Annotated in this window: 24 protein-coding genes; 12 read left to right on the top strand and 12 right to left on the bottom strand. The window is 73.1% G+C overall.

What is annotated here, in order from left to right; translation table 11 throughout:
- The first annotated feature begins 51 nt into the window (after positions 1-51).
- Entirely contained in the window at positions 52-975 is a 924-nt protein-coding gene (locus WAB15_RS10870) for an EI24 domain-containing protein (RefSeq protein WP_399149946.1), read from the top strand.
- Between the two features lie 117 nt (positions 976-1,092).
- Here WAB15_RS10870 and WAB15_RS10865 read toward each other — a convergent pair whose 3' ends face one another.
- Positions 1,093-1,233, bottom strand: a complete 141-nt coding sequence (locus WAB15_RS10865; protein ID WP_393491872.1) for a hypothetical protein — start codon at positions 1,231-1,233, stop codon at positions 1,093-1,095.
- 147 nt (positions 1,234-1,380) lie between these two features.
- Positions 1,381-3,219, bottom strand: a complete 1,839-nt coding sequence (locus WAB15_RS10860) for an endonuclease/exonuclease/phosphatase family protein (protein WP_407286090.1) — start codon at positions 3,217-3,219, stop codon at positions 1,381-1,383.
- Between the two features lie 232 nt (positions 3,220-3,451).
- Between WAB15_RS10860 and WAB15_RS10855 the strand changes: the two genes are divergently transcribed.
- On the top strand, positions 3,452-4,978 hold the full coding sequence (locus tag WAB15_RS10855; protein WP_407286089.1) for a hypothetical protein: 1,527 nt from the start codon (positions 3,452-3,454) through the stop codon (positions 4,976-4,978).
- A gap of 198 nt (positions 4,979-5,176) precedes the next feature.
- The gene (locus WAB15_RS10850; protein ID WP_407286088.1) at positions 5,177-6,622 is read left to right on the top strand and encodes an alkaline phosphatase PhoX; all 1,446 of its coding nucleotides are present in this window, start codon (positions 5,177-5,179) and stop codon (positions 6,620-6,622) included.
- A gap of 26 nt (positions 6,623-6,648) precedes the next feature.
- On the opposite strand, the gene WAB15_RS10845 is transcribed toward WAB15_RS10850, so the two are convergent.
- Positions 6,649-7,536: a class I SAM-dependent methyltransferase gene (locus WAB15_RS10845; RefSeq protein WP_399149950.1), complete on the bottom strand. Its 888-nt coding sequence runs from the start codon at positions 7,534-7,536 to the stop codon at positions 6,649-6,651.
- A gap of 71 nt (positions 7,537-7,607) precedes the next feature.
- Between WAB15_RS10845 and WAB15_RS10840 the strand changes: the two genes are divergently transcribed.
- A complete protein-coding gene (locus WAB15_RS10840) occupies positions 7,608-8,663 on the top strand; it encodes an MsnO8 family LLM class oxidoreductase (RefSeq protein WP_407286087.1) in 1,056 nt (351 codons plus the stop codon).
- On the opposite strand, the gene WAB15_RS10835 is transcribed toward WAB15_RS10840, so the two are convergent.
- The 3 genes from WAB15_RS10835 to WAB15_RS10825 all read right to left on the bottom strand — a co-directional run bounded on the left by WAB15_RS10835 (position 8,638) and on the right by WAB15_RS10825 (position 11,167).
- Positions 8,638-9,864, bottom strand: coding sequence for a TerD family protein (locus WAB15_RS10835; RefSeq protein WP_399150043.1), 1,227 nt, complete (start codon positions 9,862-9,864; stop codon positions 8,638-8,640). The two genes, WAB15_RS10840 and WAB15_RS10835, sit on opposite strands and share 26 nt — an antisense overlap.
- 79 nt (positions 9,865-9,943) lie before the next feature.
- Positions 9,944-10,213 carry a GlsB/YeaQ/YmgE family stress response membrane protein gene (locus tag WAB15_RS10830; RefSeq protein ID WP_384442342.1) on the bottom strand — a complete coding sequence of 90 codons (270 nt, stop codon included), beginning with the start codon at positions 10,211-10,213 and terminating at the stop codon, positions 9,944-9,946.
- Positions 10,214-10,345: 132 nt separating this feature from the next.
- Complete coding sequence (locus WAB15_RS10825) at positions 10,346-11,167, bottom strand: NAD-dependent epimerase/dehydratase family protein (protein ID WP_407286086.1); 822 nt, start codon at positions 11,165-11,167, stop codon at positions 10,346-10,348.
- 304 nt (positions 11,168-11,471) lie between these two features.
- Here WAB15_RS10825 and WAB15_RS10820 point away from each other — a divergent pair, with 304 nt between their 5' ends.
- A complete protein-coding gene (locus tag WAB15_RS10820; protein WP_407286085.1) occupies positions 11,472-12,449 on the top strand; it encodes a 5-dehydro-4-deoxyglucarate dehydratase in 978 nt (325 codons plus the stop codon).
- Positions 12,449-13,783, top strand: a complete 1,335-nt coding sequence (locus WAB15_RS10815) for a hypothetical protein (protein WP_407286084.1) — start codon at positions 12,449-12,451, stop codon at positions 13,781-13,783. The genes WAB15_RS10820 and WAB15_RS10815 overlap by 1 nt, the downstream gene beginning before the upstream one ends.
- Positions 13,784-13,795: 12 nt before the next feature.
- Here WAB15_RS10815 and WAB15_RS10810 read toward each other — a convergent pair whose 3' ends face one another.
- The gene (locus tag WAB15_RS10810; RefSeq protein WP_399149955.1) at positions 13,796-13,996 is read right to left on the bottom strand and encodes a DUF397 domain-containing protein; all 201 of its coding nucleotides are present in this window, start codon (positions 13,994-13,996) and stop codon (positions 13,796-13,798) included.
- Positions 13,993-14,829 carry a Scr1 family TA system antitoxin-like transcriptional regulator gene (locus WAB15_RS10805; RefSeq protein WP_399149956.1) on the bottom strand — a complete coding sequence of 279 codons (837 nt, stop codon included), beginning with the start codon at positions 14,827-14,829 and terminating at the stop codon, positions 13,993-13,995. The genes WAB15_RS10810 and WAB15_RS10805 overlap by 4 nt, the downstream gene beginning before the upstream one ends.
- 106 nt (positions 14,830-14,935) lie before the next feature.
- Between WAB15_RS10805 and WAB15_RS10800 the strand changes: the two genes are divergently transcribed.
- Complete coding sequence (locus WAB15_RS10800; protein WP_399149957.1) at positions 14,936-15,121, top strand: hypothetical protein; 186 nt, start codon at positions 14,936-14,938, stop codon at positions 15,119-15,121.
- A 315-nt stretch (positions 15,122-15,436) separates the two neighbouring features.
- Positions 15,437-16,582 carry a methyltransferase domain-containing protein gene (locus WAB15_RS10795; protein ID WP_407286083.1) on the top strand — a complete coding sequence of 382 codons (1,146 nt, stop codon included), beginning with the start codon at positions 15,437-15,439 and terminating at the stop codon, positions 16,580-16,582.
- A gap of 91 nt (positions 16,583-16,673) precedes the next feature.
- On the opposite strand, the gene WAB15_RS10790 is transcribed toward WAB15_RS10795, so the two are convergent.
- From WAB15_RS10790 to WAB15_RS10780, 3 genes are all read right to left on the bottom strand, one after another.
- A complete protein-coding gene (locus tag WAB15_RS10790) occupies positions 16,674-17,432 on the bottom strand; it encodes a response regulator (RefSeq protein WP_407286082.1) in 759 nt (252 codons plus the stop codon).
- A gap of 86 nt (positions 17,433-17,518) precedes the next feature.
- On the bottom strand, positions 17,519-18,796 hold the full coding sequence (locus WAB15_RS10785; protein ID WP_407286081.1) for a sensor histidine kinase: 1,278 nt from the start codon (positions 18,794-18,796) through the stop codon (positions 17,519-17,521).
- A 208-nt stretch (positions 18,797-19,004) separates the two neighbouring features.
- Complete coding sequence (locus tag WAB15_RS10780) at positions 19,005-19,775, bottom strand: IclR family transcriptional regulator (RefSeq protein ID WP_399149961.1); 771 nt, start codon at positions 19,773-19,775, stop codon at positions 19,005-19,007.
- 213 nt (positions 19,776-19,988) lie between these two features.
- Here WAB15_RS10780 and WAB15_RS10775 point away from each other — a divergent pair, with 213 nt between their 5' ends.
- The gene (locus WAB15_RS10775) at positions 19,989-21,539 is read left to right on the top strand and encodes an aldehyde dehydrogenase (NADP(+)) (protein WP_399149962.1); all 1,551 of its coding nucleotides are present in this window, start codon (positions 19,989-19,991) and stop codon (positions 21,537-21,539) included.
- Between the two features lie 11 nt (positions 21,540-21,550).
- Positions 21,551-22,129 carry a GNAT family N-acetyltransferase gene (locus tag WAB15_RS10770; protein WP_407286080.1) on the top strand — a complete coding sequence of 193 codons (579 nt, stop codon included), beginning with the start codon at positions 21,551-21,553 and terminating at the stop codon, positions 22,127-22,129.
- On the opposite strand, the gene WAB15_RS10765 is transcribed toward WAB15_RS10770, so the two are convergent.
- Entirely contained in the window at positions 22,062-22,760 is a 699-nt protein-coding gene (locus WAB15_RS10765; protein WP_407286079.1) for a class I SAM-dependent methyltransferase, read from the bottom strand. The genes WAB15_RS10770 and WAB15_RS10765 overlap by 68 nt on opposite strands.
- Before the next feature lie 78 nt (positions 22,761-22,838).
- Here WAB15_RS10765 and WAB15_RS10760 point away from each other — a divergent pair, with 78 nt between their 5' ends.
- Positions 22,839-23,543 carry a DsbA family oxidoreductase gene (locus WAB15_RS10760; protein WP_407286078.1) on the top strand — a complete coding sequence of 235 codons (705 nt, stop codon included), beginning with the start codon at positions 22,839-22,841 and terminating at the stop codon, positions 23,541-23,543.
- Positions 23,544-23,603: 60 nt separating this feature from the next.
- Positions 23,604-24,665: an aminotransferase class V-fold PLP-dependent enzyme gene (locus WAB15_RS10755; protein ID WP_407286077.1), complete on the top strand. Its 1,062-nt coding sequence runs from the start codon at positions 23,604-23,606 to the stop codon at positions 24,663-24,665.
- Positions 24,666-24,747 lie beyond the last annotated feature (82 nt).

The raw sequence follows: 24,747 nt of genomic DNA, 5'->3' as shown, positions 1-24,747 counted from the left end.
TGTTACCGTCCTGTGGCACGGGGCCGCCGCGGGCGCCGATAGGCTTGCGCCATGCGTGATCTTGTAACGGGGATGCGGTATCTGGGCAAGGGCCAGCGCTGGGTTGCCCGGCACGGCCGGTGGTGGGGATTCGGGCTGATCCCGGCGCTGATCGCGCTGGTGCTCTACGCGGGGGTGCTCACCGCGCTCGCCATCTGGTCCGGCGATATCGCCGCCTGGGCCACGCCGTTCGCCGACGACTGGGGCTCGCCCTGGCAGGGGCTGCTGCGTGGGGTGTTCGTGGCGCTGCTGTTCGCCGGCGGACTGATGCTGTCGGTGCTGACCTTCACGGCCGTCACGCTGCTGATCGGCGACCCCTTCTACGAGTCGCTGTCGGAGAAGGTGGAGGAGAGCGAGGGGCTCTGCCCGCCGGGAACGGACCGGCCGCTGTGGCAGGAGATCTGGATCGCGCTGCGGGACAGCGTCCATGTGCTGCTGCGGGCCGCCGGGTTCGGCATCCTGCTCTTCCTCCTCGGCTTCGTCCCCTTCATCGGGCAGACCGTGATCCCGGCCATCGGCTTCTGCGTCTCGGGCTTCTTCCTCGCCGTCGAGCTGACCTCGGTGGCGATGCAGCGCCGGGACATCCCGGTGCGCGAGCGGCTGCGGATGATGCGCGGCCGCAAGGGGCTCGCGGTCGGCTTCGGCACCCCGCTCGTGCTGCTGTTCCTGATCCCGTTCATCGCCGTGGTGCTGATGCCCGGCGCGGTGGCCGGTGCGACGCTGCTGGTGCGGGACCTGGTGGCGGACGAGGAGGAGCCGCCGGCGGCCGATCCGGCCGGGGCGCCGTACGGGCAGCCCGCGCCGCAGGCCGGTTTCGGCCCGGCGCCCGGCCACCTTCCGCCGCACTCGGGTCGGGCGCCCCGGCAGTCGCCGCCCGCTCCACATCCGCAGCCCGGTCCGGGCTCGTCCGCAGGGCGTCCGCCGACCGGCTGGTGAACTCCTTACGCAACTCCTCATGGTCGCTACGCGGTTGAGCGCGCGACCGGACGGCGCGGAGCGGCCGCCGCACCTCTCGGTGCGACGGCCGCTCGGGCTTCACAGGCCCATCACGCGTCAGTCGGCATTCCGCGAACGCCTCAGGTCCTGGGTCCGCTCGGCCGCGGACTCCTCCGACGACTTCGGCTTCCGCTGGTCGGAGCGCCGCTCGGCGGCACGGTCCTTGTTGCCCGACTTACGGTTCTGCGCCTTCGGCATGGTGACTCCCTATGTCTCGCCGAATGTTGCTTACGTGCCCAGTACCGCACCCCCGGCGACGGTTGGCGCCCGGACGTGGGCCGGTCGAGTGACGGGAGTATCACCCGGGGTGATGCCGGGGCCCGGGATTCCGGCGTGGGCAGGGGCTCACGGCCGGATGCGCAGCACCTGCGGATCGTGGTCGCTGGCCTGGTCGGCGTACTCGGCGTTGAGGTGCACGATGTCGTAGTCGGTCCTGGTCAGATGCCGGCTGGTGAGCATGTGGTCCAGCACCTGCGAATTGCCGTTGTAGACATAGCCGTAGCGCTCCGCGGCGGGCAGCTTGCCGACCAGGTCGGTGAGCACGCCCCCGTCGGTGAGCTGCTTCAGGGCCGGCGAGAACGGGTAGTCGTTGAGGTCGCCGGCGACCACCACATCGGCCCGGGGGTCCTTGGCCAGCAGGTCCTTGACGAAGGTGTTCACCAGCCCGGCCTGCGCCGTGCGCTGGGTCTCGGAGGACCGGGCCGGCGGCTGGAAGCGGCTGTCCAGGCCCTGGTCGCCGCCCTTGGAGTTGAAGTGGTTGGCGATCACGAACACCCGGCTTCCCGGGCGGCTGTTGAGCGAGAACTGGCCGACCAGCGGCTTGCGGCTGGTCTTCCACGCCGGGTCGGCGGGCGCGATCCGGCCGGGGGAGGCGGACAGCGCGGCCTTGCCGTGGTCGTCGACCACCTTCACCGGCGTGGTGGCGTCGCCGCCCTTGACGTCGGTGAAGGACACCCGTTCGGGGTTGAACAGGAACGCGACCCGGATGTTGCCCCCGGGCTGGCCGCCGTCCTGGTCGTCGACCGGGTCGATCTGCCGCCACTCGTAAGCCGGCCCGCCGGCCGCCTTGACCGCGTCGGTCAGCTTCTTGAGGGTGGCCCCGGCGGTGACCACGCCGTCGTCGGTGGGGCCGTTGTCGTCCTGGACCTCTTCGAGGGCGACGACATCGGGCGCGGACAGGTTGCCGACCAGCGCCTTGGCGAGGCGGTCGAACTTGGCCTGCGGGGTCTTGGGGGAGAGGTTCTCGACGTTGTACGTGGCCACCGACAGCTCGTCGGGCCGCTGCTTGCGGGTGGTCTCCGGCGCCGGGCCGTGGTCGGCGAGCTTGCCCAGCTCGGTGGCCTGGAGGGTGTAGCCGCCGAAGCTGTCGTAGTCCAGCGGCCCGGCGGTGGTGCCGGTCAGCTCGTCGCCGACGTCGGCCACCGGGAACGGCCGCTCGTCGAAGGGGATCAGGGACGCCACCTTGACCCGGCCCCCGTTGGGGTCGGCGTACGAGCGGTAGAGGGTGCCGCCGCGCGCCGTGCGGTTGTGGCCCGGCTCGGCGGTCACCCACAGCTCGTGGTGGGTGTTGGTCGCACCGACGACCGGGGTGCCCTTGACCGCGACGCGCATCCCCTCCAGCGACTCGTAGCGGTCCAGCGCGTACGAGGTGGGGCGCAGCGTGAGGCTTTCGATGCTCTTGCCGCCCGCGTCGGGGGCGTAACGATTCGGCACGGAGGCCGGGTTGAGGGTGAAGGCGGCCGGCAGCGACGCCTTCGCGGAGACGGTCTGCCAGGTCGCATCGGTGATCTCGGTGACGGACTGCAGCCCGGCGTCCTTGCCGCCCGGGTAGTACTCGACGACCGTGCCGGAGAAGGTGATCGCCTCGCCGACGGTCACCTTCGGCGTCTCCTTGCCCGTGAAGACGAAGACCGCCTCGCTGGTGGCCGGGTCGCGGTCCGGGTGCGGGTCCTGCACCCAGAAGCCGCGCGCCGAACCGAACGAGCGGATCGCGGTGACCGTGCCGGGCACATCGCCGACCTTCGTGCCGGCCAGCGGGGATATTCGGGTGCTGCCCTGGATGTCGTGGATGCGGGTGCCGGCCGCGGAGGCCGACTGCGTGGCGGTCAGCAGCCCGCCGGCGAGGGCGGCGGCGGCCACCGCGCTGAGGGCGACCGGCCTGCGGAGCGGACGACGGGACGGCATGCATGCCTCCGAGGGGAAGTGGGGGGTGAATACGGGGTCTCGCGGCGCTGTGCGCACGGACGCGGCACGGTGCGCGCTACGCGCGTCAATCTCCGGTGTGCGCAAGGGAGTTGTCAAGGTACTCGCGGTTACCGGCGGACGGTGCGGGGGTGAACCGTCCGAGATACGGAGAATTCCGTCTACGCTGGGGCGGCGCACGAGCCCGCAGTCCGTACGAGGAGCTGAGCACCAGATGTCCGCAGACCGCCCGACCCTGCCGCCGGTGCGGCTGACTTCCGAAGCGGAGCTGGCCCGGGACGCGCTGAGCGCCCCGCTGATGGCCCGGGCCGCCAAGCTCGCCCGCTGGGCCGAGCGCGGTGTCCCGGTCGGCGTGGGCGGCGAGATCCTGGAGGAGTCGCTGGCCGCCGCCACCGAGCTGCTCGGTCTCGCCGGCGACGAGGACGGCCCCGCCTACACCGCCGAGGCCTGGCAGCTCGCGGTGGACACCGGGCTGGTCGAGATCGAGGAGACCGAAGAGACCGAAGAGACCGCGGCGACCGCGGCGACCGCGGCGGAGGACGACGGCGCCGAGGGGCCCGGTGACGCCGCGGTCGGCATCGCCACCCCCGGCGAGGAGCTGAACCTGCTCACCTCCGGCAGCCCGCAGGACGTCCTGGACATCTGGCTCTGCGGCATGGAGACCGTGCTCGCCGACGCCGCGGCCCCGGACCTCGCCGACATCGCCGAGCAGATCGCCGAGGGCGGCGAACTGGACCTGGACTCGATCGACTGGAACCCGGAGGAGGAGGCCGAGCTGCTCAACGGCATCCTCGGCAACCTCTACCTCCTCACCGCCGTCGCCGAGGGCGCCGACCAGGACGTTCCGCTGCCCGCACTGGCCGCCTCCATGATCGTTCCGGACGATATGGACGAGCCCACCGACGACATCCTCGAAGAGGTCTCCGAGGCGATGATGCGCCTGGACGACCAGTTCCGGGTGCTGGAGCCGATCGGGCTGGTCGCCTACCGGCCCCTCGACGAGGCGCTCATCGAGGAGCTGGACGAGGCAGGCGAGACGGTCCGCTCCGCCGAGCCGCTCACCGACGAGGACGTCTCCCGCTACGGCCTGGTCCGCCTCACCCCGCTCGGCGTCTACGCCGTACGCGCCCGGCTGCTGGACGCCGGCGCCGACGCCCCGGCGGTCGGCGACCTCACGGACAAGGGCGCCGAGGTCCTCCTCGACGCGCTGCCCGACTACCCCGAGGCGCTCGCCCAGAGCGAGTCCGAGCTCTGGCTCGCCGCCCGCACCCCGCTGGACGCCGCCCGCGACCTGCTCGCGGCCGCCCGCGGCGACGACGAGCACGCCCCGCACCGCCGGCTCGCCGCCCAGCAGACCCTCTCCCTGGTCTCGCCCGACGCCGAGGACGCGCTGCGCGAGGTGCTCGACGACCGGCAGCTGGGCGGGCTGGCCCGGGTCTGGCTCGCCGAGCGCGCGCTGCCCGGCATCCCCGAGCCGTCCCAGGAGATGATCTTCTGGCTGACGGTGGACACCCTCGCGGCGCAGCTGGGCAGCGTCGACGAGGGCGCCGAGGCCGAGCTGCGCGACCTCGTCCAAGGCCTGACCGACCAGCACAGCGGGTTCTTCGACAGCGCCTGGCGGGTCGACCACCCGGCCACCGCCGAGGTCCTGGAGGCCATGGGCCGTCTGCACCCCGACAAGAAGGCCGCCAAGGAGGCCCGCAAGGCCGCGTTCAAGGCACGCTCGCGCCGGTCGGACTGATCGCGCGGGGCCGGGCCGGCAGTGCCCGCGCCGGGGGCCCGCCGGGTGGGGTGATCCACCGGGCGGGCCCCCGGCCGCTTCCGGACAGGCCGCAACCGCTTCCTGGATGTCGCGCCGCGTTCAGCTGGAGTTCGACGGCGCACGAAAGCGTGTGCGCGCAGGCACAGGGGAGCAGAACCGGCCATCTGGGAGATGACAATGCCGCTCACGCGCAGAGACTTCGCCAAACGTTCCGCCCTCACCGGCGCCGGGGTCGCGCTGGCCGGCAGCGTCGGCGTGCTGGCCACCGCGCCCGGAGCCATCGGCGAGGAGGCCCCCGACGGCGCACCGGACGGCCAGGGCGACCGGATCGGCTACGGACCGCTGATCGAGGACCCCGACGGCATCCTCGCGCTGCCCGCCGGCTTCTCGTACCGGATCATCACCCGCTCCGGCGTCACCAAGCTCGACAGCGGTGAGTCCACCCCCTCCAACCACGACGGCACCGGCACCTTCGAGGGCCACCGCGGCACCACCCTCCTGGTCAACAACCACGAGCTGAAGGGCCCGCGCGCCGACTGGCCGCACCCGGTGCCGCTGGCCGAAGGGCTGGTCTACGACCCGGCGGCGTCCGGCGGCTGCACGGTCGTCGAGGTCGCCAAGGACGGCACCCCGGTCGGCGAGTGGGTCGGCGTCGCCGGTACGTCCACCAACTGCGCGGGCGGCACCACCCCTTGGGGCACCTGGCTCACCGGCGAGGAGACCGAGGACCGGGCCGGCGAGCACGGCATGACCAAGGACCACGGCTACGTCTTCGAGGTCGACCCCTACGACCGCCGGGCCGGCCGCGACCCCAAGCCCCTCAAGGTGCTGGGCCGCTACGCCCACGAGGCCGTCGTCGTCGACCCCAAGCGCGGCCACCTCTTCCTGACCGAGGACGCCGCCGGCCCCAACGGCCTGTTCTACCGCTGGACCCCGCCGCACGGCTTCCGCCACGGCCGCGGACAGCTGCGCTCGCTGGCCGCCGACTCCGGCGTGCTGGAGGCCTTCAAGTGCTTCGACTCCGGCGGCCGGTTCGTCGACGACCTCTCGCGCGCCACCAAGACCGGCACGGTCTACGGCGTCGACTGGGTCGAGGTCCCCGACCGCGACGCGCGGACGGTCTCGGTGCGCAAGCAGTTCAAGGACGGCGAGGTCACCCGCGCCCGCAAGCTGGAGGGCCTGTGGTGGGCGGACGGCGGCGCCTACGTCGTGTCCTCCTACGCCCGTGCGGAGAGCCCCGTCCAGCACGACGGACAGGTCTGGTTCTACGACCCGCGGCGGCGGACCCTGACCCTGAAGGTGCTGCTGGGCGTCAACCCCGACCCCGCCGAGGACGGCGCGTTCGACGGCCCCGACAACATCACCGTCTCGCCCTACGGCGGACTGATCATCGCCGAGGACGGCGAGGGCGTACAGCACCTCTTCGGGGCCACCGACGACGGCCGGACCTACCCGATCGCCCGTAACGACCTCAACATCGGCACCCCCGAGAAGCCGGAGTTCAGCGAGTTCACCGGCCCCGTCTTCTCCCCGGACGGACAGACGCTGTTCGCCAACATCCAGGACCCCGGCATCATGCTGGCCATCACCGGGCCCTGGAAGCGGCAGCGCCGCCGGCGCTAGCGGCGATCGCGACGGCCGGGCCGGGCTCAGCCCGCCCCGGCCGTCAGCACGTAGTAGTCCAGCAGACCGGTCTCGTACGCCGTGAGATAGCGGCGCGCCCACCGGTCCCGGGGCTCCGGTTGCTGGGCCAGATAGCGGTCGTACGGCTCCCAGACCCCGTCGCCGATCGGCCGGACCCGGACGTCGCGCAGACCCGCCGCGACCAGCGTCGCGGCGACCTCGTCGACCACGTGCGGGACGTCCAGGCCGTCGGCGTACGGCGGCAGCAGCTCGGGCAGTACCCGGGCGGCCTCCCGGCTGCGGGCGAAGAACGTCGTCACCGCCAGCCGGCCGCCGGCCCGCAGCACCCGCGCCGCCTCCCGGGCGAACCCGGCCAGATCGCGGAAGTGCTGCGCGGCCTCGACGGAGTAGAGCAGGTCGACACAGTCGTCGGGGAGCGGGATCCGCTCGGCGGCGCCCAGCACGAAGTCCAGCCGGCCGGCGCGGCCCGCGGGCCCGCCCAGCAGCGCCGCGTTGGCCTCCCGGGCGCGGGTGATCTGGTCCGGGTGGGCGTCCAGGCCGATGACCGAGCCCAGCGCGAACTCCCGCAGCGCCAGCGCACAGCCCAGCCCGCGCCCGCAGCCGACCTCCAGGGCGGTGCGGCCCTCCGGCCGCTCGAAGGTGCCGAGCACCAGGCGGTAGAGGTCCTCTTCGCTGCGCACCCGGTCGGCCTCGGTCAGCGGCCGGCCGTCGATGTCCGCCAGCCCCGCCCAGTAGCCGAAGTTGATGAAGCCGCCGGCGAAGGCCGGAACGGTGCTCAGGTCGTGCTCGCCGTAGATCTTCACGACCCGCTCGGGAAGTTCCGGCGGTGGCTCGGGGCCGTCCGGGTGACCCGCGGGTCCGGCTGCGCCGGCCGGCGGCGGCTGCTGGGCCATCGAACGCTCCTCGTGCGGGCCGCGGTGGGGGCGGGGAATCTTGCGGGCGTACGGACGTTGAAGCAGAGGTGGTGAGCTCGACGATACGGACGACACAATTCTCGATCCTGGACCGTTCCCGCACCAGGGAAGGCCATCCGGAGGCGGCGGCGCTGCGGGACACGGTGGACCTGGCGCGGCGCGCCGAGGAGCTGGGCTACCACCGCTTCTGGGTCTCCGAGCACCACAGCGTGCCCGGGGTCGCCGGCTCCGCGCCCACGGTGCTGGCCGCCGCGGTGGCCTCGGCGACCTCCGCCATCCGGGTCGGCACCGGCGGAGTGATGCTGCCCAACCACCGGCCGCTGGTGGTCGCCGAGCAGTTCGGGGTGCTGGAGTCGCTCTTCCCCGGCCGGATCGACATGGGCCTGGGCCGGTCGGTGGGCTTCACCGGCGGCATCCGCCGCGCGCTGGGCGCCGAGAAGGACGCCACCGACGACTTCGCCGACCGGCTCGCCGAGCTCCTCGGGTACTTCACCGGCACCCAGACCGCCCACCCGCAGGTCCACGCCCGCCCCGCCGAGGGCCTGCGGATCCCGGCCTTCGTCCTGGCCACCGGCGCCGGCGCGCAGGTCGCCGCGGCGGCCGGGCTGGGCCTGGTCATCGGAGACTTCCGGGGCCGGCAGCAGATGCTGGACGCCATCGACGCCTACCGCCAGGAGTTTCGCCCCTCGGCCCTCTGGGAGCGGCCGTATGTGGTGCTCTCCCAGACGGTGGCCGTGGCCGGCACGGCGGAGCGGGCGCGCCGGCTGCTGCTGCCGGAGGCCCGTTCGCTGGCGTACTCCCGCACCCACGGCGTCTTCCCGCCGCTGCGGCCCGCCGAGGACGGACCGGCCGTGGCCGCCCTGCCCGAGCGTGAGCGCGGCTTCTACGAGGACGCCCTGCGCGGCCAGATGTACGGCACCGAGGAGCAGGTCGCCGATGCCCTCGGCACGCTGCTCGACCGCAGCGCCGCGGACGAGGTGCTGGTGACGACCAGCACCTACGAGCGCGCGGCGCTGCTGGAGTCGTACGAACGGCTGGCCCGGGTGGCGGGGCTGGTCGCCCGGCCCGCCGGGCCGGCCCTCACAGCGCCTGCCCGCCCGGCTTGACCATCCCGCGCACCGTCCGGGCGTCGACGAACTCGCCCATCGCCGTCATCTCCCACTCGCCGGAGAACTGGCGGATGAGCTTGGCCATCATCACGCCGGTGCGGGGCTCGGAGTGGGTGAGGTCGAAGCGGACCAGCTCCTCGCCGCTCTGCGCGTCCAGCAGGCGACAGTAGGCCTTGGCGACGTCGGAGAACTTCTGGCCGGAGAAGGAGTTCACGACGAAGACCAGGCCGGTCACCTCCGGCGGGACGCCGCCGAGGTGGACGGTGATGGCCTCGTCGTCGCCGGCGCCCTCGCCGGTGAGGTTGTCGCCGGAGTGCTGGACGGCGCCGCCCAGGATCATCAGCTTGCCGAAGAAGCAGTTGTCGATCTTCTTGCGGTCCGGTCCGTAGGCGATGACGGAGGCGTCCAGGTCGATGTTCTTGCCGCGGAAGGCGGGCTCCCAACCGAGGCCCATCCGGACCGAGCCGAGCAGCGGCCGGCCGCCCTTGACCAGCGAGACGGTCTGGTTCTTCTGGAGGCTGACCCGCCCCTTGTCGAGGTTGACCTTGCCGGAGCCGGGCGCGGGGGCAGCGGGGGCCGGCGGAGGGGCAACCGGGGCCGGGGCGCCGGCCGGCGGTCCCCACTGCCCGGCGGGGGCCGGGGGCGCGGGCGGCGCGGCGGGGGCCGGGGCGGCCGGGGGAGTCTGCGGGGCGGCGGCGGGCGCGGCCGGCTCCTCCACGCTGACGCCGAAGTCGGTGGCGATACCGGCCAGCCCGTTGGCGTAGCCCTGGCCGACCGCGCGCACCTTCCAGGCGCCGTTGCGGCGGTAGATCTCGACGACCACCAGCGCGGTCTCGGTGCCCAGCCGGGGCGGGGTGAAGGTGGCGAGGGTGCTGCCGTCGTCCGCGTTGCGGACCGTGCCGGTCGGCTCCGTGCCGGCGAAGGTGGCGCCGGGGGTGTCCAGGCTCGCGGTGACCACGATCTTCTCGATGCCGTCGGGGACGGCGGTGGTGTCCACCGTGATGGTGTCACCGCCGCCGGGCGCCGCGGAGTGGGTCACGCCCGGTCCGGCGGGCTGGTTGTAGAACACGAAGTCGTCGTCGGAGCGCACCTTGCCGTCGGCGGCGAGCAGCAGGCCCGACACATCCAGCCGCACGGGGGCGGTGACGTCCACCGCCACCCGCGCGGCGGTGAGCGGGAGGTTCGAGCCAGGAGTCATAGCGGTCATGCCGGAACCAACGATCGGGCGGCCTTTGCGGTTCCATTACCTGCGGCCGGACGGCGGCCCGCGCCGGCCGTCATCGCTCGCGGGAGTTGCCGAAGAGCAGCCGGTAGGCGATCAGCAGGACCAGGGCCCCGGCGATCGAGGCGATCCACATGGACGGTTCGCCGAAGTCCTTCGGAATCGGGCGGTGCAGGAACTTCGTGGACAGCCAGCCGCCGATGAAGGAGCCCACGATGCCGATCAGGGTCGTGCCGACCAGTCCGCCCGGGTCCCGTCCCGGCAGCAGGACCTTGGCGATGACGCCCGCGATCAGCCCCAGTACGAGCCAGCTGACGATGCCCATGATGCGTTCCTCGTTCCTGCGCGGAGTGTTGGTACGTACACGAGGACGCCACCCGGGCGGGCGGGGTTCCGTGCCGTGGCACGGGCCACGTGCGGATCCGGCCGCGGCGCGGCGGCCGGATCACCGCCCCTCTCAGTACGGCCACCGGGGCGGATCGGTGCAGAAGGCGCCGCCGAGGTGGGCGTGTTCGGGGGAGTCGGGATCCAGTTCGCCCTGTTCGGCGATGAGTTGCGCGGCGTACGGCTCGGAGTCGTCCTGCGGCTCGTACCCCAGGGCACGGGCGGTCGACAGGTCCCACCACAGGCGGGTGTTGGCGGAGGAGCCGTAGACGACGCGGTGGCCGACGTCCGGTGCGGTGAGCGCGGCGTGCAGCAGCCGGGCGCAGTCGGCCGGGCTGAGCCAGATCGACAGCATCCGCACCGAGGTCGGTGCGGGGAAGCAGGAGCCGATGCGGATCGAGACGGTCTCGATGCCGTGCAGGTCCCAGTAGAGCGAGGCGAGATCCTCGCCGAACCCCTTGGACAGTCCGTAGTAGGTGTCGGGGCGGCGCGGGGTGTCGACGGGGATGGCGGCGGATCCGTCGGCGGGGCGCGGGGTGAAGCCGACGGCGTGGTTGGAGGAGGCGAAGACGATCCGTTTCACGCCGGCCTCGCGTGCCGCCTCGTAGAGGTGGTAGGTGCCCTCGATGTTGGCGCGCAGGATCTTCTCGAACGAGGCCTCCAGGGAGATCCCGGCGAGGTGGACGACGGCGTCGACGCCGCGTGCGGCCTCGCGCAGCGCCTCCTTGTCGGCCAGGTCGGCGGTGATGACGTCCTCGTCGCCGGCCGCGTCGTCGATGGCGCGCCGGTCGAGGAGGCGCAGCCGGTAGCCGTGGGGCGGCAGCAGTTCGCGCATCAGGGTGCCGAGCCCGCCGGCGGCGCCGGTGAGCAGGACGGTGCGGGGTGCGGTGGTCATGGGCGGGAACTCCTCCGGCTGGGTGGCGGGACGGCCCGGGTCGCGGCGTCGTGCGTGCCGGGGGACCGCCGCGCTGCGGGGCGGTCGGCGCTGCAAGGCTATGTCCACGAACGGAATTCAGGTGGGTGGACAAAGCGTGCTGGGCGGGATCGCCGCCGGTCAAGACGGTTGAGGGACCGGGTAAATCCGCTTGCGGGGCGGCAGTTGTGTGCTCTTGACCCGTGCCGGACGGCTGCTCTAGCGTGGCGAGTTCAGAAATATGGACGCAGATCAGAAACGCGCACGAGCATGTGAGGGAGAGCCCGTGACCGCACACCCTCCCCCAGCCACCGCTGGGAGGCACCCCCGGCTCGCCGACCGCCTCGACGGACCGCTGTTCTTCCCCGTGACCGCGTACGCGCCCGACGGCGCCCTGGACCTGACGGTCTTCCGGGCGCATGTGCGGGCCGGCGTCGACGCGGGCGCGGCCGCCGTCTTCGCCTGCTGCGGCACCGGCGAGTTCCATGCGCTCACCCCCGAGGAGTTCGCCGACTGCGTCGCGGCCGCGGTCCAGGAGGCCGCGGGACGCGTCCCCGTCGTCGCCGGTACGGGCTACGGCACCGCGCTCGCCGTCCACTTCGCCCGCCTCGCCCGCGAAGCCGGCGCCGACGGGCTGCTCGCCATGCCGCCCTACCTCGTCGTCGCCGACCAGGAGGGGCTGCTGCGGCACTACACCGAACTCGCCGCCGCCGCCGAGCTCCCGGTCATCGTCTACCAGCGCGACAACGCCGTCTTCACCCCCGCCACCGTCGCCGCCCTGGCCGCGACCCCGGGCATCATCGGCCTCAAGGACGGTCTGGGCGACCTCGACCTGATGCAGCGCATCATCAGCGCCGTCCGCACCGACGCCCCCGACGAGGACTTCCTCTACTTCAACGGCCTGCCCACCGCCGAACTCACCGGCCCCGCCTACCTGGGCCTGGGCGTGCGCCTGTACTCCTCCGCCGTCTTCGCCTTCGCCCCCGAGATCGCCCTCGCCTTCCACCGGGCGTTGGCCGCCGGCGACGACGACACCGTGAACCGGCTGCTCGACGGCTTCTACGGACCGCTGGTCGAACTGCGCAACCAGGGCCGCGGATACGCCGTATCGCTGGTCAAGGCGGGCGTACGGCTGCGCGGCCTGGACGTCGGCACGGTCCGGCCCCCGCTCGGCGAACCGGCCCCCGCGCACATCGAGGAGCTGGCCGGGCTGATCGACCGCGGTCTGGCCCTGGCCGCCCAGGCGCCCGGAGCCGGCGCCTGATGCGCACCGCCGCCTTCCTCTACCCGTGGGACGTGGTCGGCGACCCGGCCGCCGCCGAACGCCTCGCCGGCCTCGGCGTCCGGCAGGTCTCCCTGGCCTCCGCCTACCACTCCACCCGCGCCCTCACCCCGCGCCACCCCCGCCACCGCATCGTCACCGCCCGGCACGCCGCCGTCTACTACCCGCCCGACCCCGCCCGCTGGGCCGGCCGGGAACTGCGGCCCTACGTCCAGGACTGGACGGCGGGCCCGGACGCCTTCGGCGCGGCCGCGCGGGCGCTGGCCGACGCCGGGGTGGAGGTGCACAGCTGGGTCGTCCTGGCGCACAACTCCCGCCTGGGCGCCGAGCATCCGACCGTCGTCGTCCGCAACGCCTACGGCGACCCCTACCCCTGGGCGCCGTGCATCGCCCGGCCCGAAGTGCGCGCCTACCTCGTCGCGCTCGCCGCCGAGGCGGCCGTACGGCCCGGCGCCCGCGGCAGCGAGCTGGAGTCCTGCGGCTGGTACGGACTGGCCCATCTGCACGCCCACGACAAGATCGGCGGGGTGCCGCTCTCCGGCGCCGCCCAGTATCTGATGTCGGTCTGCTTCTGCTCGGTGTGCGCGCACGGGTACGGCGAACTCGGCATCCCGGCAGCGGAGTTGAGAGCCGCCGTGGTGCGGGCGATGGAGCCGTTGTGGACGGCCGACCCGGGCGGGCCGGAGAGGGGCGTCCCGGGTGGTTGGGAGAGGGGCCTCCCGAGCGTCCCCTCTGGGCCGGAGCCGGCCGAAGGCCCTTGTGGGAGGCGGGGGGAGTGGGCGGCGGTCGAGGCGCTGCTCGGCGCGGAGCCCGCGGGGCTGCTGCGCGCCTGGCGGGACCGGGCCGCCCGGACGCTGCAGCGCACGGCGGCGCGGGCCGTACGGGATGCCGCGGCGGACGGGTTCCGGGTGCTGCTGCACGCCGACCCCGCCGCGCACCGCTGCGGCGCCAACGCCGGGGTGGACCCGGTGGACGTGCTCGCGCACGCCGACGGCGTGGTGCTGCCGTGCACCGGCGACGCCGCCGCCCGCGCCGCCGTACTCGGACCGTTCACCGGCCGCCCGCGCGGGGCCGCTGCCGGCCCGGACGCCGGGGCGGCTCCCTCCGCCGAGGCCGCCGCGGTCGCGGTACCGACGGTGGCCGCCAACCTCACCGTGGTCTCCGGCATGGGCGGCAGCCCCCGTACGCTCGCCGCCGACGCCGCGCACGCCGCCTCGCTGGGCGCGACGGAACTGCGCCTCTACCATGCGGGATTGGCAAGTGACGCGGACCTGACCGCTGTATGGGACGCACTGCGCGAGATCGGGTGCGGGTGAGCGGATGCGCCTCTACGGAGTGGAGAGGTTCCCGGTCTTCACATCGTCCACGAACGAGGACCAGGACGACGCCGGGAAGACCAGCCTCGGGCCGTGCGGGGCCTTGCTGTCACGGACGGGAACGACGCCCGGGATATTGGCGGCAACTTCCACGCAGGTGCCGCCGTTGTCGCTGTAGGAGGACTTGTACCAACGGGGGGATTCGGTCGTCACGGGGTGCCCTTTCGCAACTGCTCGATCATGGCCACTGACGTCGCTTGAGAGAGCGCTTCGGCCTGTAATTGATGGTAAGCCGTCAGCATGGGCATCACGGAGGTGTTCTCTCGGTCGAGGTGTCCCTGGGCTTGAGACTCGGCGTAGGCGATCACGGACCGGTCTGGCAGCGTCAAGAGGTTGACGGGCAGATTGAGCGTGCGGCGCTCGCCTATCTCGTACGGTGCCACCTGTAGCAGCGTGTTCGGCAGCTCGGCCCACTCGACCAGGCGCGCCAACTGGGCGTCCATGACGGAGCGTCCGCCAACGGGTCGACGGATGCAGCTCTCGTCCATGGTCACAAACACCATGGGTGGACGGGGCCGGATAAGTGCCGCTTGCCGTTCGGCCACGAGCGAGACGCGTTCATCTGCCTGTTCGGGCGTGATGGCACCCCGCCGCACGCCGCTCTCCGCCAACACTCGTGCGTACTCAGGTGTCTGCAACAGGCCGGGAATGATCCCGATTTCAAACTGTCGGATCTCTACTGCCCGGCCCTCGTACCCGACGTACTCCGGAAAGCCCTCCAGCAGGCTGCCGTGTTTGATCTCGCGGTACTCACGCTCGAACGAGTCTGCTGTGCCCTCAAGGCCGAAGACGCGGTCCAGGCTACGCGAGAACCGGAGAGTCGGAGGTTTCCGAGCATTTTCGACGGCCGAAACATGCACGCTGGAATATTCCGCGCGCTCGGCAAGATCGTCTTGAGTCCAGCCGCGCGCTTCCCGCAGACTGCGTAAACGCGCTCCGTAGGCCGCCTGAGGGGAGGCGTCCGGGTTCAACTCGTTGCGATTCAAGGGGCGTTCACTGTCCTTCCGTCCGCAAGTCACAGGTTGAAGGGCCCCTGACTCTAGGTCACGCTGAGGCATCCCGGTAGTGGAAGCGCTACGGAGAGGAGTTGCCGTGCCCGGCAAGCTGACCCCACCCGTACAACTCGGCGAACCCCAGCCCAAGCCGAAACCTGCGGCCAACTGCGACATCTGCCAGGCGCTGGTACATGAGCGTCAGATCGCGCAAGCGCGGGGCGACCTGAGCAAGGTCGTCGACCTGAACATCGAACTTCGAAGCCACCCGGGGCACAAGCAGTGACAGCGCAGCTTGCCAGCGTCCTGCGGGACCGCCGGACCCCCGGCTAGCCATGAGGCCGTGTTCCCTAGGGGCTCGGCTGAGACCAGGATGAAGACTCGCCCTCTCAAGGAGGAGAATCGTGAACATTCGATTGATCACCCAGTTCGCACAAGGTGGCGGGCACGGCAAGGATGAGGGCGATGGGGACGGGCATCCCGGTCGGCCGTGGTCGCCGACCGATGAGCCCCACCCGGACGGTTCGACGCCTCCCGGCGATGGGGACCACCGGAAGTGACGGGTTCTGGTGAGCAGGCGGGGCGGCCCACTCGTGAGGAGTTGGGCCGTCTTTTCCTGGACGCAGGTGTCGTGTCGCCCGACTGGGCCAAGGCGTATGAAGACGTGCCCCGCTCCCACTTCCTGCCAGAGTTGATGTGGCCGCACGACATGGCTACCGGCCGGAATGTCGCGGTCGACAAGGAGCAGGACCCGCAGGTGTGGCGGAGGTACGCCGACTCGGACGACCCCATCGTTACCCAGTGGGACGACGGCGCGCACGACGGCCATGAGCCGGGCAAGTTGTTCAGCTCGTCGTCGTCCATGCCGAGCCTGGTCTTCTCCATGCTGGCCGACCTTGACGTAGAACCGGGTCAGCGCGTGTTGGAGATCGGTGCCGGCACCGGATGGAACGCCGCCCTTCTCGCGTACCGACTCGGAGCCGCGAACGTCGTCACCATGGAGGTGGACGGCACCGTCGCGTCGGAAGCCCAGCAGGCATTGGACCGCTTCGGGCTCCCGGTGGAAGTGGTGCATGGAGACGGCTTTCTCGGCCATGCGAAACGGGCACCGTACGACCGCATCATCGCCACGTGCGGTCTACGAAAGGTCCCGTTCGCGTGGGTGGAGCAGTCCAGCCCCGGAGGGGTGATCCTCGTTCCCTGGGGGACGTATTACGGGCCCAGCGAAGCCACCGCCCGCCTGGTGGTCGCCGAAGACCGCCGGAGTGCGTCAGGGCCGTTCTCGCGCCCCGTGGCATTCATGCGTATGCGTTCTCAGCGGTTCGTGTGGCCCCGGCATGATGAGTACGTGCCGGCGGGCGCGATGGATGCTGCGGACACGTCGTTCACGACGATGGCCGAGGCGGAGTTCTGCGGCACGGGGAGCTTCGACGTGATCGGATTCGCGTTGGGCCTGCGCGTGCCTGCCGTCGCCCACACTGCCGACCGCAAACGTGACGGCAGGCGCGCCGTGTGGTTCTACGGACTCTCGGACCAGTCATGGGCGGTCGTCGTCTTCCGCGATGACCGTGAGGTAGCCAAGGTCTATCAGTCGGGTCCCCGACGTCTCTGGGACGAAGTGGAAGCCGCGTACAGATGGTGGGTGGAGCAAGAGCGCCCCGGCTTCAACCGCTTCGGGCTGACCGTGGACGCCGACGGCGAGTGGGCATGGCTGGACTCACCTGGCAATCCCGTGTTGGCCCAGTAGCCGGACAGCCGGACAGCCGGACAGCCGGACAGCCGGACAGGGCGCATGGCTGTGCCCCGTGGCCCCGCCGCAGCCCCCACCCCGCCCCACCTCACCCCGGCCGTACGAACCCGCACTCGTACGCGGCGATCACCGCCTGGGTGCGGTCCCGTACGCCGAGCTTGGCTAGGACCCCGGCCACATGCGTCTTCACCGTGGCCGGTCCCACCCCCAGCCGCTCCGCGATCTCGGCGTTCGTCAGCCCGGCCGTCATCTGCCGCAGCACCGCCCGCTCCCGTTCGGACAACCTGGCACGCAGCGTCCGTACCGCGTCCTGCGAGGCCCGCTCCCCGGCGTGCCGGGCGGCCAGACCGCGCACCGCCGCCGGGAACAGCAGCGAGTCGCTGCGCGCCACCAGCCGTACGGCCTGGACCAGGTCCTCCGCCCCGGACCGCTTGAGCAGGAACCCGCTGGCGCCGGCCCGCAGCGCGTCGTACACATAGGCGTCGTTCTCGAAGGTCGTCACGACGATGATGCGCGGCGGCTCGGCCATCCCGGCGAGCACCTGCTCGGTCGCGCGGATCCCGTCGATCTCCGGCATCCGCACGTCCATCAGCACGATGTCCGGGCGCAGTTCGCGGATCAGCGGCACCGCCGCCGCGCCGGTCGCCGCCTCGCCCACGACCTCCATGTCGTCCTCGGCGCCCAGGATCGCGCGCAGCGCCGTACGCACCATCCGCTCGTCGTCGGCGAGGACGATGCGCAGCGGACGGGGCCGGTCGCGGCCGCTGCCGCCGTTCCCGTTCCCGTTGTCGCAGCCGTCGCCGTCGCCTTGGCCGGCCGTGCGGCCGCCGTCCCGCGTCGTGGTCATCTCCCGCGCCCCCTGTCTCCCGGCCGGGCTCCCGGCGGATGTCTCGGTGTTCCTACGGTCTTGGTGTGCCTACGGCCTCGGCGTTCCTACGGCTGTACATCGCTGCGCGCACCGCGCTCCCTCCCCGCCAGCGGCAGCCGGGCCGTCAGCCGCCAGACGCCGTCCTGGGCCCCGGCCGCCGCCTCGCCGCCCAGCAGCCTGGCCCGCTCGGCGATCCCCAGCAGCCCGCGGCCCCCGCCCGTGCGGGGCGCCGGGACCGGCGAGCCGGGCGCCGGGCCGGCCACCGGCCCGCTCACCGGGTTCTCCATCCGCAGTGTCAACTCCCGCTCGGTGCGGTGCACATAGAGCTCCACCGGCACCGGCCCGGCGTGCCGCAGCGCATTGCTCAGGCCCTCCTGCACGATCCGGTACGCCTCCCGCGAGACCATCGGCGGCAGCCCCTTGTGCCGCCCCTCCAGCGTCGTCTCGACCCGGACGCCCGCCGCGCGGGTCCGTTCGAGCAGCGCCTGCAGCCCGTCCAGGGTGGGTGCGGGCGCCGCCGGATCGCTGCCGTCCTCCTCGCGCAACAGGCCCAGTACGGTGTCCAGTTCGGCGACCGCGTCCCGGGTGGTGTCCTCGATGGCGGCCAGCGCCTGCCGGGCGAACTCCGGATCGGTGTCCAGTACCCGGCGGGCCGCGCTCGCCTGGAGGGTGACCGCGCTCAGCGCATGCCCCACCGAGTCGTGCAACTCGCGGGCCAGCCGGTTGCGGGTCGCCAGATCGGCGGCCCGGCGCTCGGCGGCGGCCAGCCGGTCGGCGGGCGTGGGCCCCAGCAGGACCGGCGCCAGACGGGCCATCAGCCGCCCGGCTCCCCAGGACGTGCCGACTACCAGCGCCAGCAGCGCCAGCCCGGCGAGCGGGCCGAGCACGCCGGGGAAGGTCTCCTGCCAGGCCGGGAAGCCGCGCTGCAGACCCGTCGAGAACGGAAGGATCATCAGGGATATCGCGGCCGGTGGCGCGGCCAGCGACATCCCGCTGACGATCCCGCCGGCCGCGTTGTGCACCAGGAACCACAGCGCGGTACGCCGTCGGGCGGTCCACGAGTACCCCGGCTCGTCGGCCATCAGTTCTCCCGGCACACCGCAGAACGTCCGTACGGCGCCCGCCGCCATGGACCGCGCCGGGGCGAAGACCAGCCCGGCCAGCCAGGCCAGCGGCAGGGCGGCGCCGAACGCGAGGAACTGGGTCGCGGTGTCGCGGTAGGGGTCGGCGCCGTCCATGACCAGCGACACCAGGACCGAAGCCACCAGGAAGTACGGCATGAGGATCGCGCCGCCGATCACCAGATGGACCCAGCGCAGGGCGTTTCGCCGCAGTCGGTTCATTCGCACCGCACGGCCCCGGGGATCGAGGTGTGCGCGCGCCGGGGCGTCCGGACGGGCTGAGCGGTCATGGTGAGCAGTCTTCCGGCGCCGCCGCCCGCGCGCCTCGGCCGCGCCGACGATCCGCCTCCGCCGTACGGGGGAGGGAGGTCCGGGCGGTGTGGGGCGGGGTAGTGCCGGACGGGGAGGGGGGCCGGACGGTGCCCTCGGGTCACAGCCGCCGGGTGGCGAGCGTCAGCCGGTCGCGGGCGTCGAAGAGCATGTCCTTGATCATCTGCTCGTGGTCCGGGGTCAGCCGGGCCACCGGCACCGAGCAGCTGATCGCGTCCCGGGCCGGGGTGCGGTAGGGGATCGCGACGCCGAAGCAGCGCAGGCCCAGGGTGTTCTCCTCGCGGTCGACCGCATAGCCCTGTTCGCGCACCGCGTGCAGCTCCTCGATGAGCTTCTCGCGGTCGGTGATGGTGTGCTCGGTCAGCTGCGCGAGGGTCGCCGGCAGCAGCGCCCGTACCTGGTCGTCGGTGTACGTCGCGAGCAGCGCCTTGCCCAGCGAGGTGGAGTGCGCGGGCAGCCGCCGGCCGACCCGGGTGAAGGGGCGCAGATAGTGCTGCGACTGGCGGGTGGCGAGGTAGACGACGTTGGTGCCGTCCAGCCGGGCGAGGTGGATGGTCTCGGTGGTGTCGTCGGAGAGCCGGTCCAGTGTCGGTCGGGCCGCCGCCACCACCTCGTCGCCGTCGATGTACGACGTGCCGACCAGCAGCGCGCGCACGCCGATGCCGTAGCGGGTGCCGGTCGCGTCCGTCTCGACCCAGCCCAGGTCGACGAGGGTGCGCAGCAGCATGTAGAGGCTGGACTTGGGGTAGCCCACGGCTTCCTGGACGGAGGCGAGCGAGTGCATACCGGAGCGGCCCGCGAAGTACTCGAGCAATTCGACCGTCCGCACCGCGGACTTGACCTGGGATCCACCGGTATCGGCAGTTGACATCGCCCTTGACCCCTCTGTTCGGACAGCCATAGAGTCCCAGATGTTCAATATCCGGGATGAAGTTCAGCATATCGAACGATGTCTGGTGTGCTGCAAGGCGCGAAAGCCCCGGGAGCGACCGGGCCGCGCACTGCGCGCCCCGGGACGGAGCGGCCCGGAACAGCACAACAGCCCAGTACGGCGCGGTACGGCAGCACTCGGGAGGAATGCACGGTGGCAGCGGCAGCAGCAGCACCAGTCTGGAGTGTCGACCCCCGAACCGGGAAGCGGCGGGAGCAGGTTGCGGTGGAGGCCACAGCCGACGAGGTGGACGCGGCGGTCCGCGCGGCGCACGCCGCCCGGGGCGCGCTCGCCGAACGAGCCGTGCGCGCCGCCCTGCTGCGCCGCGCCGCCGAGCTGCTCGACGAGGCGGGCGAGGCGGTCATCGAGGCCGCCGACGCCGAGACCGCGCTCGGCCCGGGCCGCCTCACCGGCGAACTCGTCCGCACCACCTACCAGTTGCGGGCCTTCGCCGACCTGGTCGAGGACGGCGCGTTCCTCGACGTACGGATCGACCGCGCCGACCCCGCCCTCACCCCGCCGCGGCCCGACCTGCGCCGCTACAAGATCCCGCTGGGCCCGGTAGCGGTCTACTCCGCCAGTAACTTCCCGCTCGCCTTCTCCGTGCCCGGCGGCGACACCGCAAGCGCCCTCGCGGCCGGCTGCCCGGTCGTGGTCAAGGCGCACCCCGACCACCCCGCCACCTCCGAGCTGTGCGCCGCGCTGCTGCGCCGGGCCGCGGCCGAGGTCGGCCTGCCGAACGGTGTGGTGAAACTGGTGCACGGATTCCAGGCCGGTATCGACCTGGTCCGCCACCCGCTGATCGCCGCGGCCGGCTTCACCGGCTCGGTACGCGGTGGCCGCGCCCTGTACGACGCGGCCGCGGCCCGCCCGCGTCCGATCCCCTTCCACGGCGAACTGGGCAGCCTCAACCCGGTCGTGATCACCGAGGCCGCGGCGGACGAGCGCGCCGAGCAGATCGGCGCGGGGCTGGCCGGCTCGATGACGCTGGGCGTCGGCCAGTTCTGCGTCAAGCCCGGCCTGGTCCTGGCGCCCGACGGTGAGCCGGGCGACCGGCTGGTGAAGTCGCTGACCGCCGCGGTCAGCGACACCGAGGCCGGGGTGCTGCTCGACCACCGGATGCGCCAGGCGTTCCTCGACGGCGTCGCCGCCCGCGCCGGGCTCCCGGACGTCGAGGCACCGGTGACCCCCGGCGCGGGCGGCGAGCACACCGTCAGCGCCGGCTTCCTCACCGTCCCCGCTGCCCGCCTCGCCACCGAAGGGCCGCACGACCTCCTGCTGGAGGAGTGCTTCGGCCCGATCACCGTGGTCGCCCGCTACGCCGACGAGGCCGAGATCGGCGCCGTCCTCGCCCGGCTCCCCGGCAACCTCACCGCGACGCTGCAGCTCGGCGAGGCGGAAGGAGCCGGCGGCGACGGCTCCGGGCTGGGCGCCCGGCTGCTGGCCGAGGTCACCCCGCTCGCCGGCCGCGTCGTCGTCAACGGCTGGCCGACCGGCGTCGCGGTCGCCCCCGCCCAGCACCACGGCGGCCCCTACCCGGCCACCACCTCCACCGCCACCTCCGTCGGCGGCACCGCCGTCGAACGCTGGCTGCGCCCCGTCGCCTACCAGGACACCCCGCCCGCGCTGCTGCCGCCCGAGCTGCGCGAGGACAACCCGCTCGGCCTGCCGCGCCGGGTGGACGGCCGCCCCGAGGGCGGGTAGGCCTGCACGGCGTGTACCCCGCCCCCGACGAGTCCGCCCTGACGGTCCGCGCCGCCACCCGCGCGGACCTGGAGGCGATCGCCGCCCTGGACACCGGCGCCCGCGCCGCCCACCACCACGCGCGCTACCCCGGCACACCCTTCGACGCCCCGGCCGAGCACACCCGCTGCCGCCGCGCCTGGTCCCGCGCCCTGCACCGCGACGACACCCCCGTGCTCTGCGCCGTACGGCACGGCACGGTCCTCGGCGCCGCCGCGTACGGCGGCGAGGGCACCCGGGCCGCCATCAGGCCCGACCGGGACTCCCGGGCCACCGTCAAGCTCGACCAGCTCCATGTCGACCCCGCGCACTGGGGCACCGGCGTCGGCCGGGCCCTGCACACCGCCTGCCTGCACGCCTGGCGCAGGGCCGGTTTCGCCCGCGCCGTCCTCGACGTCCGCTGGCACAACCACCGCGCCCGCGGCTTCTACGCCGGCCTCGGCTGGCGCCCCGACCGCCGCCCCGCCCCCGACGCCACCCACCTCACCCTGAGGCTGGACCTGGCTCCCGGCGCGCTCCCGCCTCCGGGGAGCCCTCCCGCCGCGCGATGATCTGCAGCCGCTCGGCCGTCCGCCCGTCCGGCGTCGCCACCGAACCGGTCCGCTCCGCCACCACACCGAAGCCCGCCGCCCGCAGCAGGGCGCGCAGCCGCTGCGGCGGATGGTGCCGGAACACCCCGCCGTCGGGCGTCTCGAACACCCCGTACGTGCCGTAGCGCCCGGCGAAGCGCGCATACCGCTCCCGGTTGAGGGCGTCGTCCTGCACCGGCACATCGCTCAGATACAGCACCCCACCGGGCCGCACCAGCCGCCCCAGCTCCCCGACGATCGCCGACTGGTCCGCGTCCCGGGGAACGCAGGTGAGCACCGCGAACAGCAGCGCCGCGTCGAAGAAGCCGTCCTCGAACGGCAGCGGGAACCCCGCCCACCGCATCAGTTCCAGCCCCGGATGCTCCCGCCGCCCCCGCGCGATCAGCGCCGCCGAGACATCCACCCCGCGCACCCGGTGGTAGCCGAGCCCGGCCAGCTCGGCGGTGAGCCGCCCGTAGCCGCAGCCGTAGTCCAGCACCCGCGCGTCTCGCGGCAGATACGCCTTGAGCAGCTCCGGATCGAGCGGATGGGTGAAGGTCTTGGCCGACCCGGTGGTCTCCCAGAACCCGAGGAAATCCTGTGGCGAGGTCATGCCCGGACGCTACCCGCGGAATAGCCCGGCGCCCCGCGTGGTTGAGCCGGGACGTCCCCCGAGAAGGAAAGTCAGCTCATGCGCGTCGAAATCTGGTCCGACATCGCCTGCCCCTGGTGCTACATCGGCAAGGCCCGCTTCGAGGCCGGGCTCGCCGCGTTCGCGCACCGCGACACCGTCGAGGTGGTGCACCGCTCCTTCGAGCTGGACCCGAAGGCGCCGGCCCCCACGGACATCGCCGTCCTCGACATGCTCGCCGCGAAGTACGGCGTGAGCCGCGCGCAGGCCGAGGCGATGGAGGCCCGGGTCGCCGAGACGGCCGCGGCGGAGGGGCTCGACTACCGCGCGGGCCGCATCCACGGCAACACCTTCGACCTGCACCGGCTGCTGCACGCCGGCAAGGCGCACGGCGTCCAGGACGCGCTGCTCGACGCCTTCTACCGCGCCAACTTCGCCGAGGCCCGCCCGCTCGGCGACCCCGCCGTCCTCCGCGAGATCGCGGTCGGCGCCGGGCTGCCCGAGCAGGAGGCCGACCGGGTGCTCGCCGACTCCGCCGCGTACGCGACGGAGGTCCGCGCCGACGAGCGCGAGGCCGCCGAGCTGGGCGCCACGGGCGTGCCGTTCTTCGTCATCGACCGCCGCTACGGCATCTCCGGCGGCCAGCCCGCCGAGGTGTTCCGGCAGGCCCTGGAGCGGGCGCACGAGGAGACGGCGGTGCAGATCCTGCCGGCCGGCGACGCGGAGGTCTGCGGGGACGACGGCTGCGCCGTTCCCGGGAAGTGAGCACGGGCGGCCACCGAAAGGCCGTGGACGGGGCGGGCCCGCGCCGCGCACAGTGGGATCATGCAGCGACGTGAGCCACTCGGCGGGGCGGAATTCGCGCCCGAGACGACCTATCTGAACTCCGCGTCCAGCGGACTCCTCCCACGGCGCAGCGCGGCGGCCCTGCGCGCGGCCGTGGTGGAGTCCGCCTCCTACGGCACGATGGGCCGCGACTACTTCGCCGCCCCCAACGCGGCCCGCGCCGCCTTCGCCCGGCTGCTGGACGTCCCCGCCGAGCGCGTGGCCGTCGGCAGTTCGGTCGCGGTGCAGTCCGCCCTGATCGCCGCCTCCCTCCCACCGGGCTCCGAAGTCCTCGTCCCCGAGGGCGACTTCAGCTCCCTGGTCAACCCCCTGGGCAGCCACCCCCACGTCAAGCTGCGCACCGTACCCCTGGAGGCGCTCGCCGACGCGGTGCGCCCCGGTACCGCGCTCGTCGCGTTCAGCGCCGTACAGTCCCTCGACGGCCGGATCGCCGACCTGGCGGCCGTACGGGAGGCGGCCCGGGCCCATGGGGCGCGCACCTTCGTCGACGCCACCCAGGCCGCCGGCTGGCTGCCGCTGCGCGCCGGGGACTTCGACTACCTCGTCAGCGGCGCCTTCAAATGGCTGCTGTGCCCCCGCGGTACGACCTTCCTGGCGTTCGGCGGCGACGCGTCGGAGGACTCCGCCTGGCCGGCCGCGCTGCACGCCGGCTGGGTGGCCGGGGAGGACCTCGACGAGTCCACCTACGGCCTGATCCGGCCGGCCGCCACCGCCCGGCGCTTCGACGAACCGCACGCCCACTTCTCCTACGTCGCCGCCGAGCACTCCCTCGCGCTCGTCGAGGAGTTGGGCGTGCCCGCCGTCCACACCCACAACACCCATCTCGCCGCGTACTACCGCGAAGGGCTCGCCGCCCGCGGCCTGACGCCCCGCCCCGCGCCCGGCTCGGCGATCGTCTCCACCCCCGGACTGGCCGACGCGGAGCGCCGCCTGACCGAGGCGGGGGTGCGGATCTCGGTGCGCGGCGGACTGCTCCGCGCCGCCTTCCACCTCTACAACTCGACCGACGACGTCGACCGGCTGCTGTCGCTGCTGGCATAGCGACGGCGCGGCCGCCGCACAGACCCTGCTGTGCGGCGGCCGCGCCACCGGTACCGCCCCATGCCGTACCGACCTACGTCAC

Origin of the sequence: Streptomyces sirii, from assembly GCF_045690365.1 — a bacterium.
Lineage (GTDB): Bacteria > Actinomycetota > Actinomycetes > Streptomycetales > Streptomycetaceae > Streptomyces > Streptomyces sirii.
The sequence above is the reverse complement of the archived record's forward strand: the minus strand, read 5'-3'. Positions and strand labels throughout refer to the sequence as shown.